The 16085-nt window shown below is 68.0% G+C and carries 12 protein-coding genes and 3 pseudogenes; 7 read left to right on the top strand and 8 right to left on the bottom strand.

Annotated elements, in window-relative coordinates; genetic code table 11:
• Positions 1-57: 57 nt before the first annotated feature.
• Entirely contained in the window at positions 58-345 is a 288-nt protein-coding gene (locus tag IG99_RS14725) for a transposase (protein ID WP_037673881.1), read from the bottom strand.
• A 187-nt stretch (positions 346-532) separates the two neighbouring features.
• Complete coding sequence (locus tag IG99_RS14720) at positions 533-4936, bottom strand: hypothetical protein (protein ID WP_158973184.1); 4404 nt, start codon at positions 4934-4936, stop codon at positions 533-535.
• Positions 4937-5020: 84 nt separating this feature from the next.
• On the opposite strand from IG99_RS14720, the gene IG99_RS44180 reads away from it, so the two are divergent.
• Together IG99_RS44180 and IG99_RS14710 are read left to right on the top strand one after the other, a co-directional pair.
• A complete protein-coding gene (locus tag IG99_RS44180) occupies positions 5021-5920 on the top strand; it encodes a lipase family protein (RefSeq protein WP_051865397.1) in 900 nt (299 codons plus the stop codon).
• A gap of 787 nt (positions 5921-6707) precedes the next feature.
• Positions 6708-7805, top strand: a pseudogene (locus IG99_RS14710) (IS110 family RNA-guided transposase).
• Positions 7806-8615: 810 nt separating this feature from the next.
• On the opposite strand, the pseudogene IG99_RS14705 reads toward IG99_RS14710, so the two are convergent.
• Positions 8616-8936, bottom strand: a pseudogene (locus tag IG99_RS14705) (SpoIIE family protein phosphatase); the annotation flags it as partial.
• 207 nt (positions 8937-9143) lie between these two features.
• Between IG99_RS14705 and IG99_RS14700 the strand changes: the two are divergent.
• Positions 9144-9305, top strand: coding sequence for a hypothetical protein (locus IG99_RS14700; RefSeq protein WP_234311852.1), 162 nt, complete (start codon positions 9144-9146; stop codon positions 9303-9305).
• A 247-nt stretch (positions 9306-9552) separates the two neighbouring features.
• Here IG99_RS14700 and IG99_RS51650 read toward each other — a convergent pair whose 3' ends face one another.
• The 3 genes from IG99_RS51650 to IG99_RS51640 are packed head-to-tail and all read right to left on the bottom strand — an operon-like array spanning position 9553 to position 10589.
• Positions 9553-9972, bottom strand: a complete 420-nt coding sequence (locus IG99_RS51650; protein WP_324606133.1) for a fatty acid desaturase family protein — start codon at positions 9970-9972, stop codon at positions 9553-9555.
• 5 nt (positions 9973-9977) lie between these two features.
• Positions 9978-10364: a fatty acid desaturase gene (locus tag IG99_RS51645; protein WP_324606132.1), complete on the bottom strand. Its 387-nt coding sequence runs from the start codon at positions 10362-10364 to the stop codon at positions 9978-9980.
• A 33-nt stretch (positions 10365-10397) separates the two neighbouring features.
• Positions 10398-10589, bottom strand: coding sequence for a hypothetical protein (locus tag IG99_RS51640; protein ID WP_234311851.1), 192 nt, complete (start codon positions 10587-10589; stop codon positions 10398-10400).
• A 252-nt stretch (positions 10590-10841) separates the two neighbouring features.
• On the opposite strand from IG99_RS51640, the gene IG99_RS14690 reads away from it, so the two are divergent.
• From IG99_RS14690 to IG99_RS14680, 4 genes are all read left to right on the top strand, one after another.
• A complete protein-coding gene (locus IG99_RS14690) occupies positions 10842-11819 on the top strand; it encodes a magnesium transporter CorA family protein (protein WP_037673872.1) in 978 nt (325 codons plus the stop codon).
• 189 nt (positions 11820-12008) lie between these two features.
• Complete coding sequence (locus tag IG99_RS45385) at positions 12009-12581, top strand: DUF5994 family protein (RefSeq protein WP_199815520.1); 573 nt, start codon at positions 12009-12011, stop codon at positions 12579-12581.
• A gap of 218 nt (positions 12582-12799) precedes the next feature.
• On the top strand, positions 12800-13072 hold the full coding sequence (locus IG99_RS14685; protein ID WP_037673951.1) for a hypothetical protein: 273 nt from the start codon (positions 12800-12802) through the stop codon (positions 13070-13072).
• Positions 13073-13359: 287 nt separating this feature from the next.
• Positions 13360-13845, top strand: a complete 486-nt coding sequence (locus tag IG99_RS14680) for a DUF5994 family protein (protein ID WP_037673870.1) — start codon at positions 13360-13362, stop codon at positions 13843-13845.
• A gap of 38 nt (positions 13846-13883) precedes the next feature.
• On the opposite strand, the gene IG99_RS14675 is transcribed toward IG99_RS14680, so the two are convergent.
• Together IG99_RS14675 and IG99_RS14670 are read right to left on the bottom strand one after the other, a co-directional pair.
• Complete coding sequence (locus IG99_RS14675; protein WP_051865394.1) at positions 13884-14636, bottom strand: ATP-binding protein; 753 nt, start codon at positions 14634-14636, stop codon at positions 13884-13886.
• A gap of 327 nt (positions 14637-14963) precedes the next feature.
• Positions 14964-15496, bottom strand: a pseudogene (locus IG99_RS14670) (GNAT family N-acetyltransferase).
• Positions 15497-16085 lie beyond the last annotated feature (589 nt).

The raw sequence follows: 16085 nt of genomic DNA, 5'->3' as shown, positions 1-16085 counted from the left end.
CGTGCTCGGTCCTGAAGTCGCTGATCACCCCGACGACGGACGCCGGGTCCGCCACGGCTACTTCACCCACAGGACCATGCAGCGTTTGAGGACATCACGTTCCATGACCAATTCCTTGTTGTCCCGCTTGAGCTGGGCAATTTCCCGCCGCAACCGCTCCAGCTCGTCACTCCCGCCGGCCGGTGCGGTCCCTGCCCGACGGGCACGGGAAACCCAGCTCGCCAGGGTGGTCTCGTTGATCCCCAGGTCCTCGGCGACCTCTGCGATCGTCTTGCCGGTCTCCGTGACGATCCGCACAGCCCCCTCACGGAACTCCGGATCGAACTTCCGTCGCTTCTCCGCCACAACTCCCAACTTCCCCTGCAGTCACGGTCTTCACGCTACGAGGGGAGGGACAGCCACCCACTGCGGAACCGTAGCGGGTGGGGTCATCTCGGTATTCGGCGAACCCCAGGGCCTCGGTGAGCACGCGGCCTTGAGGCGCCGGGTGGTCACAGTGGCTGGTCCGGTCGACGACGCACCGGCAGGGCCGCTACGGGTTTGGGAGGAAACCGTCGGTCGGCAGTGTGAGAGCAGCGAGTCCAGCGGGGCCGCCGATGTGGAGTAGGCCGGCGCCGGTCACCACGTTGGTCACTGGCGCCGCCGTGATCAGAGAGTGGACCGCCTTGCCCGATGGCAGATCCCACAGCCGCACCCCCGTCCCGCCCGCGGACGAGAGCATGACCTCGCGGGACTTGAGGTATAGGGGAGTGAGTGCCGTCACGGAGTCACCAGGAATCGTGATCCTCCGTGGCAGCCCGACCCAGCGACTCTGCTTGTTCCTGGACCAGAGCCAGAGTCCGTCGTAGGAGGCCGCAGCCAGGTAGAAGCCCTGCCTCGGCACGGGGATGACGCACAAGGCGCGGATCCAGGAGGGATCGTTGATCTCTTCCTCGCCGACGAGGCGCCGGGTTCTCAGGTCCCACAGCAATAGCCGCCCCCGCACGGCCGCTGCCAGTCGGCCGTCCGGGAGTGCGGTCATGCAGGTGATGTCGCCGGGGGAGTTGCCCTCGGGCAACGGAAGAGCGTGGGATTCGGTGCTGTTGTGCAGCCAGACGCCGCTCCTCTCGGCCGTGATCACACCGGGTTGCACGCCGTCGACCAGCACTGTCGTGCACCAGACCACCTCCCCGGCAGGGATGGACCTCAGGACCTGTCGCTGCTCCATGCCCCACAGGGCCATGCCCTGAGAGCTGGCCACGGCGAGGATGCGTTCGGTGGGTGAGGGAATCTGCCGGACGCCGCGAATGCCTGGGAACGGGTGCTCCTCGTGGAATCGGCCGCTCTTCGCATCGAAGAAGGTGATCCTGCTGTTCGCGGCCACTGCCAGCAGGCCGTGTTCGTGACAGCGGCTGTCTTCCACGAGGCAGAGACTTCCCGGGCGCTCTGGCGTGTGGATAACGATGACGGGACGTCCCGCGCGAGCCTTGGGTGCGGTCCGCCCTCGCGCAACGGATCCGGCTGCGGACGGCGAGGGGCTGCCTTGTGCCGGGACGGTGAGCCGGATCCCCTCCTTGCCGGCGGTGGCCACAGCCCATGGACGGGTACGTCCGCCGACTCCGGCGATCGCGTCCACCTCTGGTACCGGGAACTCCGCCAACAGAGTCCGGGACGCTCCCGCGAAGTCCAGCACGCTCAGGGTCCGTCTGCGTACGACAGCAAGTACGGGGTGTCCCTGCGGGCCTGTTACCGAGGCCAGCCGGCTGGCCGCCCAGGGGATCCTGTCGACGTTCCTGGCGGTTTCGGGATCCCACACGTAGAGGCCGTGCTTGACGCCGTGAGAGGTCACCAACAGGTCGTAGCCTTGCGGTCCTCGTACGGCGGTCATCACATGGCCCTTGAAGGAGCCGCCCAGGTCCAGGAACTCGGATTCGGCGGGGCTGTTGACTGGGTCCCACAGGTGAATGCCGGCCCGCCGCCCGCCGTAGGCAATCCGCACCATGCCGTTCCGGCCGCGCAGCACGACCGAGTTGTCGGGGCGATGAAGCGGTGCCGGGTAGGGGACCAGCTCGGGCCGACCGTACTCGCCCGGCCGCCACAGCCGCAGGCCGTCCTCGTCAAGGAGCGCGACGAGCCAGCGGTCTTCTCCCTGGCGGAGCACCCTCACCGCGTCGCCGCGCAGGCTGTCTTCGCGGGCCACGGGCCGGCCTGACAACGGGTCCCAGACTCTTGCGCCATGATGGTCGGTGGAGACCAGGAAGACCCGGCCGCTGCTTCCGGTGAGGGGCGCGAGGCCACTCGTTCGTACTCCGCTGTTGCTGGAGACAGACCTTCCCGTCCCGCTGTCCCAGACCCGGACCCCGTCATAGCTCGCCGAGGCCACAAACGCACGCCCGTCGGGGAGGCCGAATCCATGCAGGGCCGTCACCCGGCCGGCTGCCTGAGCGAGCACGTTCACCGCGGGGATCCAGTCTGCCCAGGCCGGAGTGAGCACTGGTGGTTCGGGTACTCGGTCCGGGTGGCCCAGAGGGAGGGTTCCCTCTTCTGGGAGTTCCCCGCCCAGCGCCTCCCTCAGGAAGACGATGCTGTCCAGCCGTGAGGCGGCGTCGGTGGTCTCGTCCACGTACGGCTCGACCAGCGCTGCTGCGGTCACGTTGCGTCGGGTCAGATCATGGACAGGCAGTGGGAGCTGAAGTCGGCTGCGCAGTTCCCCGGAGGTCTCCCGGGCCAGCATCCCCGCAGAGAGGTGTTGGTCGTCCAGCACACCGGCGGCGTGGGCGTGGGCAGCCAGGTGACGCAGGACGTACGGGTGTGGGGCGTGCGGTCGGTCGCGTTCGGCAAGTTCAGCCAGAGTCTCGGCGATGGCCCGGTGTACCCGGCGCGTCGTGGGCAGTGGCCGTGCGCCGCCCGCGACCTCGATGTCGAGCAGATGGTCCGGCTCGGCGAGTAGTTTCTCCGCCACCCGCTGGTGCACTGGGCGGTAGACGGTGCGGCCATCCTCCTGGCCCTCCGTCAGGTACCCGACGAGACGACTCGAACGAACCGTTCGAATGGCTTCGTTCAGGTCCCCGGCGTCCTCGTGGCAACCGTCCTCCATGAGTATGGCCCGCACGACGGCGGGCCACACTTCTGCCCAGGGCAGACCGGCACCGGGGGCGAAAGCCGTGGCCCGCAGCACCGTCAGCAACAGGCGTGCCTGCATACCCGCATCGCGCGCGACATGTTCGAGATCCTCGCGTAGCAGTCCCGTCGTACCGTCCTCGAGCCGCTCCAGCCACGCATCCTGGTCGAGGTCCTGGATGGCTGGCGCGGCGCGCAGCTGGGCAGCGGCCAGGCGGGCATCGAGGAAGGACGGCCACACTCCGTCGGCCACAATGCGCGCTGTGGCTTCCGCGGTGTTGACCCGGTCGCGGTAGGGGCTCGTGCCGCTCAGGAGGAGCGAGGTCACGTAGGCGGTGATGTCCGTGCGGGCCTCTGAGTGGTCGGTGCGGAGCACCTCATGGGGGACTCCCTCCAAGGGGTCCTCCTGGAGCGCGCCGAGCAACGTCGAGAGTAACTGGTCGGCGTCCTCATCGAGGTCGGTGGCGTAGCCGTCGAACCCGATGGAGCTCCGTATGCCAAGCAGCAGGCGCACGCGGTGGCTCCGCGCCAGGGGGAGGACCACGTCGGCGATACACGCAGCCGGATCGGCGGCCTCGTCCAAACCATCGAGCACGACGGTGACACGCCCGCGTACATCGAGGTGTTGCAGGAGGACAGGCAGCAGTGGTGCGTCGCCATCGGGCAGAGGGAGACGGCAAGCGGCAAACAAGTCCTGGAGGAGGGCCAGCGAGGTTTTGGCACGGGCCAGAACCGCGATGTCCACGGCCCCTTCGGCTGGACGCACATCCTGTGGGAGAGCTTGCGCGATGGAGCAAAGGTCCGGATCCGCAAGGAAGTCTGGATCACTCAACGTCACGAGCCGAGCCAGTAGTGCGGACTTGCCTGAACCTGCGGATCCCGTGACGACCAGCACACCGGTTCCGGAGTGGGTGAAGGACACCAGTCTGCGCATCAGCGCAGCCCGGCCGCTGAAATACCAGCCTGGGTCCTGATCGCTGGTCCTGCCCGAGGCCCGCGAGGTCCAGTACGCGAGGGTGCGGCGTGAAAGCGACACCTGAAGCCGTGGGCTGGATACCAGTGGCTTGACCGGCCGGTAGCGGGGATTCGGCAGGCAGGCGCTCGGTACGTCCCGTTGACGATGGGGCCACAGCCACTGTGGTTCCATGAGCGGGGGAACCTGCTCGCTGGCCTGGTCCAGGAGTTTGCCCCACTGTTCGAAGGAGAGGTGGGAGCCGACGATGCCGAGCGACTCGTCGCCGAGTCGGGCCAGCACACGCGAGATCACCTCACTGAACTCTCCTGTGGCTGGTTGCTCGTGGAGGTCGGCGCTCGCCACTACGGCCACCGTGCGCGTAGCCCGTCGTTCGGGGCTCATCTCGGACACGATTGAGGCGACGTCCTCGCGCAAGGCCCCGGCGAAGCAGGAATCCACGAGGACCAGCACGTGCTCCGCCGGACTGTGCAGAGCGGCGAACACGATCTCCCGGGTGGGAAACGCCGTCCTTTCCAAAGCACCTTCCTGGGTGTGCGCGAACGTGAGGTAGTGGTTTCGGGCGCCGGTGCTCATGCCGTGGCCGGTCACGTAGACGACGAGAGCCTCATCCGCAGGTGTCTCGACGAGGTCCTGCTCGGCCAGAAACCGCTTCAGGTCCTGCACCGAGTGCAGACCGCTCGCACGAGAGACCGTGAACCGGTGCTCCTCGGTGAGGACGGGTGAGGCGAGCCAGTCGGTGACGACGGATACCTGAGCCTCGATAGCCCGGGTGAAGTCCGCGCTGTCATCTTTCCCGTAGTCGTCGACGCTTACGACCACGAGCCGTCGCCCAGCCGTCACCGGCTGCTGGTCCCCCTGCACGAGCACCTCACTGGATAGCTGAATCCTCTCCAGGCCCGAACGATACGATCTGCGCGCCGATGGGGACGGACAGGGGACAGCAGCATGAACGAAATCACCGAGGCGGACGGGCACATCGTCGGTGTTCACGGCATCGGCCAGGGAAGAACCAACGAGATCCGCCTCGCGTACGACTGGGGCAACGCGCTCAAGCGCGGCCTGACTCGGAGGTACGGCCCTCACGCCGCCATCCCCAGCCTGACAGTGCCCCATTACACCGGCCTTTACCGGCCCGACGCCGTTGGCGGCGACAGGCGCTTGGGCCCTGGCGACGCTGAACTACTCGCCACGGATGAACCGATGGACGCAGACGAGGAGGCATTCGTCACCCAGGCTCTCACGGCCTACGCGCCAGGTCCGCTGCCCGAGGCAGGCCCCCACCCGGCCACTCTCGGCGCGCCTCTGCCTTATATCCCCAATGCGGTAACCCGTCGCCTCGCGGCGGCGGACGCCCGCCATGGACGGGGAGCTGGGGCAAAGGTTCTGGTTCTGATCCGGCAGGCATACCGCTACCTGCACGAGGAGGAAGTCGGCCAGCAGATCCGCAAGGTGATCCGGGCCGAGATCGAACGCTCTGGAGCACGCATCCTCATCGCTCACTCGCTCGGCAGCGTCATCGCATACGACATGCTGCAACGCCGGGAACTGCAGGATCCCGACACCCACACCCTGATCACCTGCGGCTCCCCGCTGGGCTGGCTCACCATACGCCGCGGCCTTCCGGGCGACGCCCACCTGAGCGTGCCGGAGCCGCTCCACTGGCAGAATTTCCACGCCAACGGAGACCCGGTAACCGGAGGAGTGGGCCTCGCGCACGTTGTGACGTCAGGATTGCTCCTCGACGCCCGCGTAAGCAACGGCGTCGCTGCCCCCCACGACGCTGTCCGATACCTGTCCCAGGCCCCCCTCGCCGACACGGTCGTTACGCGGACCGCCGCTTCATAGGACCCCGTTACTGAGGTTGAACTCGTGGTGTCGTAAGGGCTGGCGGCTCGTCGCCCGTGCGGTATCTGGTCGGCATGGTGGGCGCGGGCAAGAGCACCCTGATGAACCTCATCGCCGTCTGGGACCCGCGAAGAGCACGCAGCCCGGCTGCACCGCCGCCTTGCCGCGCGCGGCCAAGCCTCCCTCGCAGCCAGGCGAACGTGTGGCGTCATATCCGGATGCTCGAGGCAGTTCAGTGCAGTACTGAGAACAACGTGCCGTAGACCGTCAGGGCGCTACTGCTAGCTGGGTGACGGCTCTTGTCGAGCTGACGTCCGTGTTCTTGTGGTGTCCCGCTATATGGCCTATGGGTAGCCGTGTACGAGAAAGAGGGGTCGAAGCCGTTCGTGTAATGGCGACGCAAGGCGCCTGGTAGTGCGGGTCACGAGGCGTTCTGTCGTTGTCGGTCAAAGTGGGTGGGGAGTCAACCCGTTGTCAGCCTTCTTCGGTCAGGTTGAGCACCGGTTCGGGCGAAGTCCCCCGGCTGTGGTCGGATCATGCAGGTGCGCGGGATTGATGGAACGGTTGTGCAGTGCCGTCCCGGGCGGAGGTCTGACTCATGAGATCTATGACCGAAGTGTCCAGTCACGGACCTGTCGACTGTCGTCGCGGGATGCTGCCTGCCACCGAGCCACAGGGCGTGTCCCCATAGGGGCCTTGCCGACGATCAGGCGCCATCACAGTTCAGACCGCCCCAGCAGGCCGGTGCCATCCACCCAGCACGTCACCACGCGGGAGGCGAACCACCATGACGACCCGACAGAGCAGCACCTCCTCAAGCACGGATCCGCCGGTTCGGCGCGAGGTCGTCCTGGGCGTGGACACGCACGGCGAGGTACACGTCGCCGCCGTGATCTCCTCGCTCGGGAAGATCCTGGGAACGGAGTCCTTTCCGGCCACGGCGGCCGGCTACCGATAGTTGCTCGTCTGGGCCCGCAAGCCGGGGACGGTGCGCCGGGCCGGCGTGGAGGGCACGGGCACCTTCGGAGCGGGCCTCTCCCGGTACCTGCTGGCTCAGCACGTCGAGGTGTTCGAAGTGAACCGGCCGGACCGCACGGCCCGCCGTCTGCTGGGGAAGTCGGACCCGCTCGACGCGTGGGCCGCAGCACGAGCTGTGCTCAGCGGTCGCGCCCAGGCCCGGGCCAAGTCCGGCGACGGCCCGGTGCACAGCGCCCGGATCTACAAGCTCGCCAAGGACTCCGCGGTCAGGGCCCGCACCCAGGCGATCAACCAGCTCAAGGCCGTCCTGGTCATCGCCGACCCCGCCCTGCGGGAACGAATGTCGAGCCTCGGCAACGCCGAGCTGTTCCGCACCTGCGCGCGGCTCGGCCCACCCGACGGTGGGGGAGGCGAGGACGCGGTGACGCAGGCCACCCACATGATGTTGCGTATGCTCGCCGAGCGCATCGAACAGCTCACCGCGCAGATCAATGAGCTCAACCAACGCCTGACCCGGCTCGTCGAACACCACGCCCCACAGCTGCTCGAACCGGTGGGCATCGGCCCGGACAGCGCCGTCACTCTCCTGATCACCATGGGAGACAACCCCGAGCGGCTGAACACCGAGGCGTCCTTTGCGGCCCTTTGCGGAGTCAGCCCCATCGAGTATTCCTCTGGCCGGCGGAGTACGCGCCGGCTCAACTACGGCGGCGACCGCCAGGCGAACGCGGCCCTGCACCGCATCGTCTTCACCCGGCTACGTCACGACCCACGCACCCAGGCGTACTACGAACGCCGCACCCAGGAGGGCAAGACCCGCCGTGAGATCACCCGATGCCTCAAGCGGTATGCCGCCCGCGAGGTCTTCAACCTGGTCAGAGCGGTTTCCCGTACCCCCGCGTTATAGGGGCGTCTGTGACAGGGCCGGTGATAGACCGAGGCCCCGCCAGGGGCATCCTTGGCGGCCCTCTGCCCAGAGCCGTGAGACGAAGCTTCACCGGCACGCTCCGGTGAGGCTTCACCGTGAAGTTGACTGTACGTGCACGCGTGACGCGTTCGGCTCGTCATACAGTTTGCCTTCCAGCGCCGTTCTCGGGGGCGCTGAATTTGCGATCGCAGCCATGACGGACGACGTGGCCCGCCAGGCAACTGGGCGGGCTCTGTCGGCTGGAGGGTTGATGCGCTGTGGCCCTGCGCGGGCAGGCCAAGCGGTATGCCGGATGCCCGTGGGTGAGTCCCGTGGTGGCCGCCGTCGATGCTGAACACCCCTTCGCTTCGCGTGATGTCGTTCGTGAGGCGTGATAGCGGTGTTCGACGAGAAGCCTCGCCGGTGCGGTCCGACGGGGCTTCTCAAATAGGCCTGCAACGTCCGTCGAGGGCACCGTTGCGCCCGGCTTCTCCCCTCCTGAGCATCCGAAGCAAGGAGGGGGCGACGCCGCCGCTCTGGCGGCCGAGGCACAGCCTGTCACCCAGGGGTTCTCCGCGCCCAACCGGGAGACACCCTTCGCTCTTGCAAATCCAACCGCATTTGAGGAGTGTCTACGGCACGGCATGTCTCTCCGAGGCCGGGCGGGTCGCGAACCGCGTCCACGCGACCGGCCGAGCGTCGGTGAACTCGGTGCGTGCGTGGTCGTGCGGCCGACGTACTGGAAGCGGTCGCGTCCACGTCACACCAGATCCCTTCAAGGTCCACGCCTGCAGTTCCACACGTCATGGTTCAGGACGGCATCCGCAGGGCGAGCAGCGCCACGTCGTCGGTGTTGCCGGGCGGGATGCGGTCGAGTAGCTGATCGCACAGGGTGTCGAGCGGTTCGTGGGCGAGAGCGAGGGCGTGGTGGCGCAGTCGGGTGAGGCCGGTGTCGAGGTCGCTGCCGGGGATTTCGATCAGGCCGTCGGTGTAGAGCAGCAGGGTGGAACCCGGCGGCAGCGACTGCGCGGCGTTCGGCCGGCTGCCGACGGTGCCCGAACCGGCGCCGAGGAGGAGCCCTTGCCCGGCTTCGAGGTACTGCGCCTGTCCGTCCTGGGCCAGCAATGCGGGTTCCCTGCCAGGCAGGTCTTACGCCGTGACAGGACAGGCTTGGGCAGCGATCTGCGCGCTTCCACGGCAGAACCGAGGCCGCCCGTGGCTGGGCCGGACCCCAGCAGGCGGGCACTGCCGAGGGGAGGATATTAGTGTATTTGTCCGGATGTGTTTGCGATGGAGGGACGGAAAGGGCCAGAGTCGGAGGGGGGACAGGAGGCGACCGTGACCGTTCTCGCGATGTTTCTTCTCGTCATCGGGGCGCTTCTGATCCTGCTTGGGACGGTCCTGGTCGTCGTCGGGGTCCTCGTGATCCTCATGGGGATGGCCCTGATCGCCGTGGCGGCCGTCCTGCTGATCCGGAGAGTGCTGGGGCGCCGACAGTAGAAATGGCAAGGCCGAGGGGGTGTCTGTGCGTCCGGTCAGGCGGTGCTGTGGCGTGACCTGCGCCCGAGGGTGAGGCCGGAGAGACGGGACCGGACGAGGCCCAACGCGTCGAGCTGCCGTTGACGCCTGGCTAGGCTGCGGTTTCTGTGATGAGGACGGCGGTAGTGGCCGGGCCGGATGTGTCGGTGGTGGCTGCGTCGGCTACGGCGGCCCGGACGGCGCGGGCGGCACACCCGCCGACCGTGCGTCATGCTCGGGCGCTGCTGATACGGGCTCGCCGCAGTGGCGCTCCTGCTCGGTGGAGACTTGCGAGTGCTTGCCGGTAGGAGGTGATCAGTCCGGTTTCCAGATAGTCGACTCCCAGGTCCTGGCAGTAGCGGCGGACGATGGGCTGGGCCCTGCGTAGGTGGGGGCTGGGCATGCTGGGGAACAGGTGGTGTTCGATCTGTTGGTTCAGGCCGCCCAGCGCGAGGTCGGTGAACCAGCTGCCGCGTACGTTGCGTGCGGTGAGCACTTGGCGGCGCAGGAAGTCGGGGCGGTCGTCGCCGGTCAGGATCGGCATGCCCTTGTGGTTGGGCGCGAACAGACAACCGAGGTAGAGGCCGAACAGGCACTGGTGGACGGCCAGGAACGCGATCGTCATGCCGGGCGGGAGGACGAGGAACACTGCGGTCAGGTAGGAGGCGGTGTGCCCGTAGAGCAGCGTGCCGTCCAGGGCGCGGTTGCCCAGTGCTCGCGCGCTCGAGACATGAAGGTTGACCCCTTCGAGCAGGAGCAGGGGAAGAAGAGGAACGCCTGCCGACGGCCGATGATCCTCGGCAGTCCGGTGGCGGCGCGGGCCTGGTCCTGGGACCACACCAGCAGGTCGGGGGCGATGTCGGGGTCGAGGTCCTCGTGGTTGGGGTTGGCGTGGTGGCGGGTGTGTTTGTCCTGCCACCATCCGTAGCCCATCCCGATCGCGGCCCCGGCGATGCGGCCGGCCGTCTCGCTGGGCCGGCGTCGGCGGAAGACCTGGCGGTGCGCGGGGTCGTGGGCGAGCAGAGCCACCTGGCCGAACATCACGGCGAGGAACGCGGCGAGTGCCAGGGTCCATCAGCCGGCGCCGATGACGACGAACGCGCTCCAGCCCCCGGCGTAGGCGACGGTCACGGCGATGGACCGGACGGTGTAGTAGCCGGGGCGCCGGTTCATCAGGCCGGCCTCGGCGATCTTCTTCGACAGGCGGGCGAAATCACTGCCGCCTGCGGGGGGAGGCGGGCGACGGGGTGGGGTATGCGTGGTCATGCTGTCGGCGCGTCCTTCCCGGCTGACGGGCCGCGTCCGGTCGGGCGGTGTACACCGGATGCGAGGCGGCAGCCGGGTACCCACATCCCTGCCTTCGGACCGGCACCCCGGTGCTTGTCGGTCACAGTCTCCGGATGCCGCGGGGTTTGACCTTAGGTCTTCCCCCGGAGGGTGGCCGCTGCCGATGAACCTGCCGCGCTGGCAATCGGGGCGAAGCGGCATGATTTGGGTGTAAGACACTAGCCTCGGGCCATGGTGACGCGTACCCGGCTGTATCACGACGGCACTCTGGTCCTGGAGGACTTTCCCGTCGGTGACGTCCCTGCGCATCTCGCTGATCCGGCGTCGGTCCTGTGGCTGGACCTGCACCGGCCCGGAGCCGCTGAACTCACCATGCTCGGTCAGGAGTTCGGCATCCACGAACTGGCTCTGGAGGATGCCGCCCAGCGTGGACAGCGGCCGAAACTCGACCGCTATCGCACCCACGAGTTCCTCAGCGCCTATGCCGTGACCGTCAGCCCGGACGGTGCGCAGCTGACGTACAGCGAGATCGCCGTCTTCCTCACCGGCCAGGCTATGATCACCGTCCGCAAGGACGACGGTCTCGACATCGAGGGCGTCGTCGCCCGCTGGGACGAGAGCCCGGATCTGGCCGGCCACGGCGTCGGATTCCTGCTGCACGGCCTGCTCGACCACCTCGTGGACGGGCACTTCGCCGCGGTCCAGCAACTGGACGACAGCATCGAGGAGCTGGAGGGTTTGCTCTTCGCGGCCGGGCGCCGTGAGATCGAAGCCGTGCAGCGCCGGGTTTTCGCACTGCGTAAGTCGCTCGTCCAGCTGCGCCGCGTCGTGCTCCCGATGCGCGAGGTGGTCAACGGGCTCATGCGCCCCGGCCTGCACCTGATCACCGACCCTCTCGTCCCGTACTACCAGGACGTCTACGACCACGTGCTGCGTGCCACCGAGTGGACGGAATCACTGCGGGACCTGGTGGCCTCGGTCATGGAGACGAACCTCTCGGTCCAGGCCAACAGCATGAACCTGATCATGAAGAAGGTGACGAGCTGGGCCGCGGTGATCGCCGTACCCACCGCGATCACCGGCTACTACGGCCAGAACCTCCCCTATCCCGGGTTCGGCCGCGAGTCGGGATTCATCACCTCCGCCGCCGTCATCGTGCTCCTGTCCGCACTGCTGTATCTGACGTTCAAGCGCAAGGACTGGCTCTGACCGGCATCGGCACCGGCGACCAGGTCCCGAAGGCAGGAAACGACCTGGCCATCCCGGGCTTTTCGGGCCGGTGAGCGGAGTAGTGTGAAGACACCGGGAGTTCTTCGCGCACCGGCGCCGCTGCGGGTGCCGTTCCCGGTGATCCACAGCGCCGGGCCGCACCCACGAGCCCGGGGACAGGTCCGCGCCATGGCCGTGACCATTGACCGTACGACATCGAGCAGACGCACGTCGCCGCCGGCGGCCCGGCTGTCCCTGACACCCGCGCCGGGCGGGCTGGACGGCACGTGGTGGCCCCGCTCCCGTGCCCTCACCCGTGAGCTGCCGTCCTTGACAACCGCATTGGGCGATCTCTGGGGTCGTATCACGGGTGTCACCGTGCACCCGGCCTGCTGGCCCGTCCTGCCGCACTGGGTGTCCGACGCCGGGCGCACCGTGCAGGTGGACTGGTCCAACGAGGAGCAGGATCCGCACAGACTCACTCTCTTCTCCGCTGACGGACGCCGCGACGTGCTGGTGATTCCGCCGGAAACCGGTGCGGATGCCGCCGCGCAGCTGATGGCCGGCGACGGCATCGATGTCCCGGCGCGGGAGCAAGCAGCCGAAAGGATCGATGCCCGAAGCAGGGAAGAAGCCTGGGAGACCGACGGCGGAGCGGGCCGACCGTCGTCCCTGCCCCGGCCCGTCGGCTCGACAGGACCTTCGCCCGGCGGAGGTGAGATCCCGTGCTCGTCATCGCCGTGGCCGTGCTGCTCGTCCTGATCGCCGTCGGAGTCGCTCTGATCCACCAGCTCAACGGTCAGCACGACGAACGGATCGCTGCCTTCCACTACAGCGATGTTCTGCCGGGGATCGGGCGTCGGCCCCAGAGGCACCGTCGGTCGTCGGCGGACGCGAGCGTTCCGACGCGCCCCACCGCCCCGGCGGCCGCGGATGACATCGACTCCGGCCCGACGGTGGGCAGTAGAGGAAGGCGCGTCATGGCGATATTGCGAGACCGGAAGACGTACCGCGAGAGGATCATGCAGGCTCTGTACCAAGCCGCCGAAGGCAATCGCCTCCTGGGCGTCGATGGGGCGAAGCTCCGCAACGATCTCGGTATCCCTGAGCAGGACATGGCGGCTGCCTGTACGTACCTGGCGGGCGAAGGCTGGGTCGTCGTGGACTGGGCGAGGGGCAACACGCCCGCGATGATCACGCTGACACACCAGGGGATCCGGCAGATGGAGACAGAAGAGGAAGGGCGAAGCTGAGCCGCCGCGTCGGCTTCTCGGACCGCAGTGAACCTTGGCAAGGAAGTGCTTATGCCGGAGTAATCCCTTTGGCGTAATGTGGAAAGCGGGTCGGCGCACGCTCACGTGCAATGACCCGGAAGGGCGGCTCCGGCGGGTATACGTCGGAGCCGTTGCCTGTCTCCGGTACCGCCTGCGGCGAAGCGCTCGCTTGAGCGTCGTGCGCAGTACGGTGAGGTGGCAGGATCACTTCGTGCGGCGGTCGCACGCCCTGCAGTCGCACAGCTCTCTGCGGACGGACGGACACCATGGCCGACTCCGACACCCCCGACCTCCCCAAGCTCCTGCCGGACGCCGTCCACCGGTCGGTGAAACCCGGGACGGCCCTGCTGAGGCTGGAGACGACACACGCACGCGAGGCAATCCTGGACGGCGCATGGTGGCCGCGGTCCCGGGACATCGGTGCCGAGCTCCCCTCGCTCATATCCGCGTTGAGCGAGCATCTCGGTCCTGTCACTCGGGTCGGCCTGGACGGCGGTGCCTGGGACGAACTGCCGACCCGGGTGATGGTTGACGGCCGAGTCGTGCACATCGACTCCTTCCCGGTCGGTGACGACACCGTCCTCATCACCCGAGGCGACCGGGACCATTTCTCCCTGTTGGTGGTCCCACCGGACATGTCGCCCGACGCTGCACGCGACGCGATGGCCAGGGCGGTACGAGCCGACAACGTCACCGAGGCCAAACAGATCCTCATCGATACCGGCAGCGACACGCCACCTACGCCGGCCTGACACCTCCGTCGCAGATCGACTCCCCGCCGGCCAAGACGCTAGATGCGGGCGAACTTCTGCGTCTGCTGGGCGAATTCCTGGGCCATGGCGGCGCTGACCGTGGCCCTGGTGTCGCGGATCGAGTCCAGGTAGTCGTCGGTGGTGGGGGCGGTCCTGGTTCCGGTGTCGAAGGTGCGCTCGAACTGGGCCTGGGAGACGGTTCGCGCAGCGCGGGCGATGTCGGCGGGGGTGAACCCCTCGTTGGCGGACGCGAGTACCGCGCTGTCCGCCCGCGCGCCGGCTCGGGCTGGGCAGCTCTCCCACAGCGCGGTCCTGGCGGTGTGGTCGGGAGGGCCGATCGGCAGCACGTAGTCGAAGCGGTCGTGCCGCAGAAAGGCGGGGTCGAGCGTGGGCACGTTGTTCGTGGCGCAGACGAGGAGCCGCCCGTCCTGGCTTCGGAACCGGACGATCGCCTTGAGCAGTTCGTCGACGACGCCGACAGCGGTCGCGTCCGCGCCGCCGCGTTCGCCGGCCAGACGTGCGGGGAACAGTTCGAGGAAGGGCCAGCCCAGGCCGCTGGCGATCGCGTGCGCCAACGTGCTCTTGCCGGTCCCGGGCGGGCGGAACAGCATCACCGCCCGGGACAGTTCCACCCTGTGCTGTGCGGCCAGTTCGGGATGGGCTAGCGGCAGGACCAGGGGGCTCTCGATGAGCCGCCTCTCGTTCTGCGTGCCCGCAACCTTCTGCCACAGTCCGCCGGGCGGCAGCTGCGTTCCGAGCGAGGACAGCGTGCCGACGGACTGTGGGGTCACCGGCCCGCGTTTCTCGAAGCAGACCAGTCCGGAGCGGGCGCCGAAGTCGCAGTTGCGCAGAGCGGTGGCGTCTCGTCCTCGGGCGGGACGGCGTGCACCGCCCGGACGCCGTCGGAGGCAGCTGTTGCTCAAGGGCTGTGATCAGGGCACCGCCCAGCCCGCGCTGCCGCCAACCGGGCGCCATGCAGATGCGCTGGATCCATGCCCGTCGCCCTCCACCCTGAAAGCAACGTCTCTCGCCTGGGTGTCCACTCCGTGGCGATCAATGTGGTCAGGGACGTATGGACAGCGGTCGGTTGTCTTGTGGCGATCGACGGCTCGGCCGGTTCACGCCTGGAACTCGGTGAGATCGATGGTGTGAACGCGCAGCGGAGAGCCGTACACCGGGTGCGCTGTCTCCCGCTCCGGCACCATGCCGAGTTTGCGGATGACGTTCTCCGAGGCGTCGTCACCCACCCGGTGAATACTGATGACGCGGTCGAGGCCGCGGTCCTGGAGCGCGAACTCCAGCGTGGCATGGGCGGCTTCGGATGCGTATCCCTGACCCCAGAACTGTGAGCCGAGCCGCCAGCTGATCGCCACGGCAGGCAGTACCTCCGGCAGGAACTCAGGCACGGACAGACCCGTGAAGCCGGCCAGCTCACCCGAAGCCAGCAGCTCGACGGCAAAGAGTCCAAAGCCCTCCTCGTCCCACTCCTCCTCCCACCGCTCGATGGCCTCTACCGTGTGGTCCAGATCGCGCACCGAGCCGTCGTCGGCCCAGCGCATGACCCGCGGGTCCGAGTTGATGTCCGCCATCGGCGCGAGGTCGTCGTCATGCCAGCGACGCAGGAGGAGGCGGGTGTACGGATCTCGGTCATGGCGCCCATCCTGCCAAGGGCAACGGCCTCATCAATAATCGGCGCTACGTGGCTTGTCCAAGAGGCCGCGGGACGTGCCGTCGGTCTTCAGCGCGAGACGCGCGGCCGGGGCTGCGACTGGCTCGTGGTGTGGCAGGGGTTGGGGCAAGGTCGCCGACATCATGCGAACCCGTCTCCGGGCCGCCTGTACAGCGACCCGGGCTTCATCTCTCGCCGAGAACGACCCGGCGTGGAAGCCAGTGTGCGAAATGCCCTCGGTGGTATCCGCGGTACTCCGTACACGCCGGGGGCGGGCTCTGGAGACGTCTCCGCATTCCGCGAAGCGGCCGCCCGCTACCCACGGGAGTGCGCTGCGGGCGGCGGGGCACGTCGTAACCGGACCGGTCTCACGCTGATGGCGCGCGCCCTGGCCCAGCACTCCTTGGCTGCGTTACGTGAGAGGTGTTGCTCGTGCTCCGTTCAGCCCGTCACTCCCTCTCGGTCCGCCGGGCCTCGGCGAGGAGTACCCTGGTGATTACCGAGGGCATTTCGTACAGCGGCTTCCATGCCAGGTGGTTCTCGGCGATTCATGACAACCGGGCCGGCCGTG

The organism is Streptomyces griseus subsp. griseus, from assembly GCF_000720255.1.
Lineage (GTDB): Bacteria > Actinomycetota > Actinomycetes > Streptomycetales > Streptomycetaceae > Streptomyces > Streptomyces griseus_I.
Note: the sequence above shows the minus strand (reverse complement) of the source record. Positions and strands in the feature narration are given on the sequence as shown.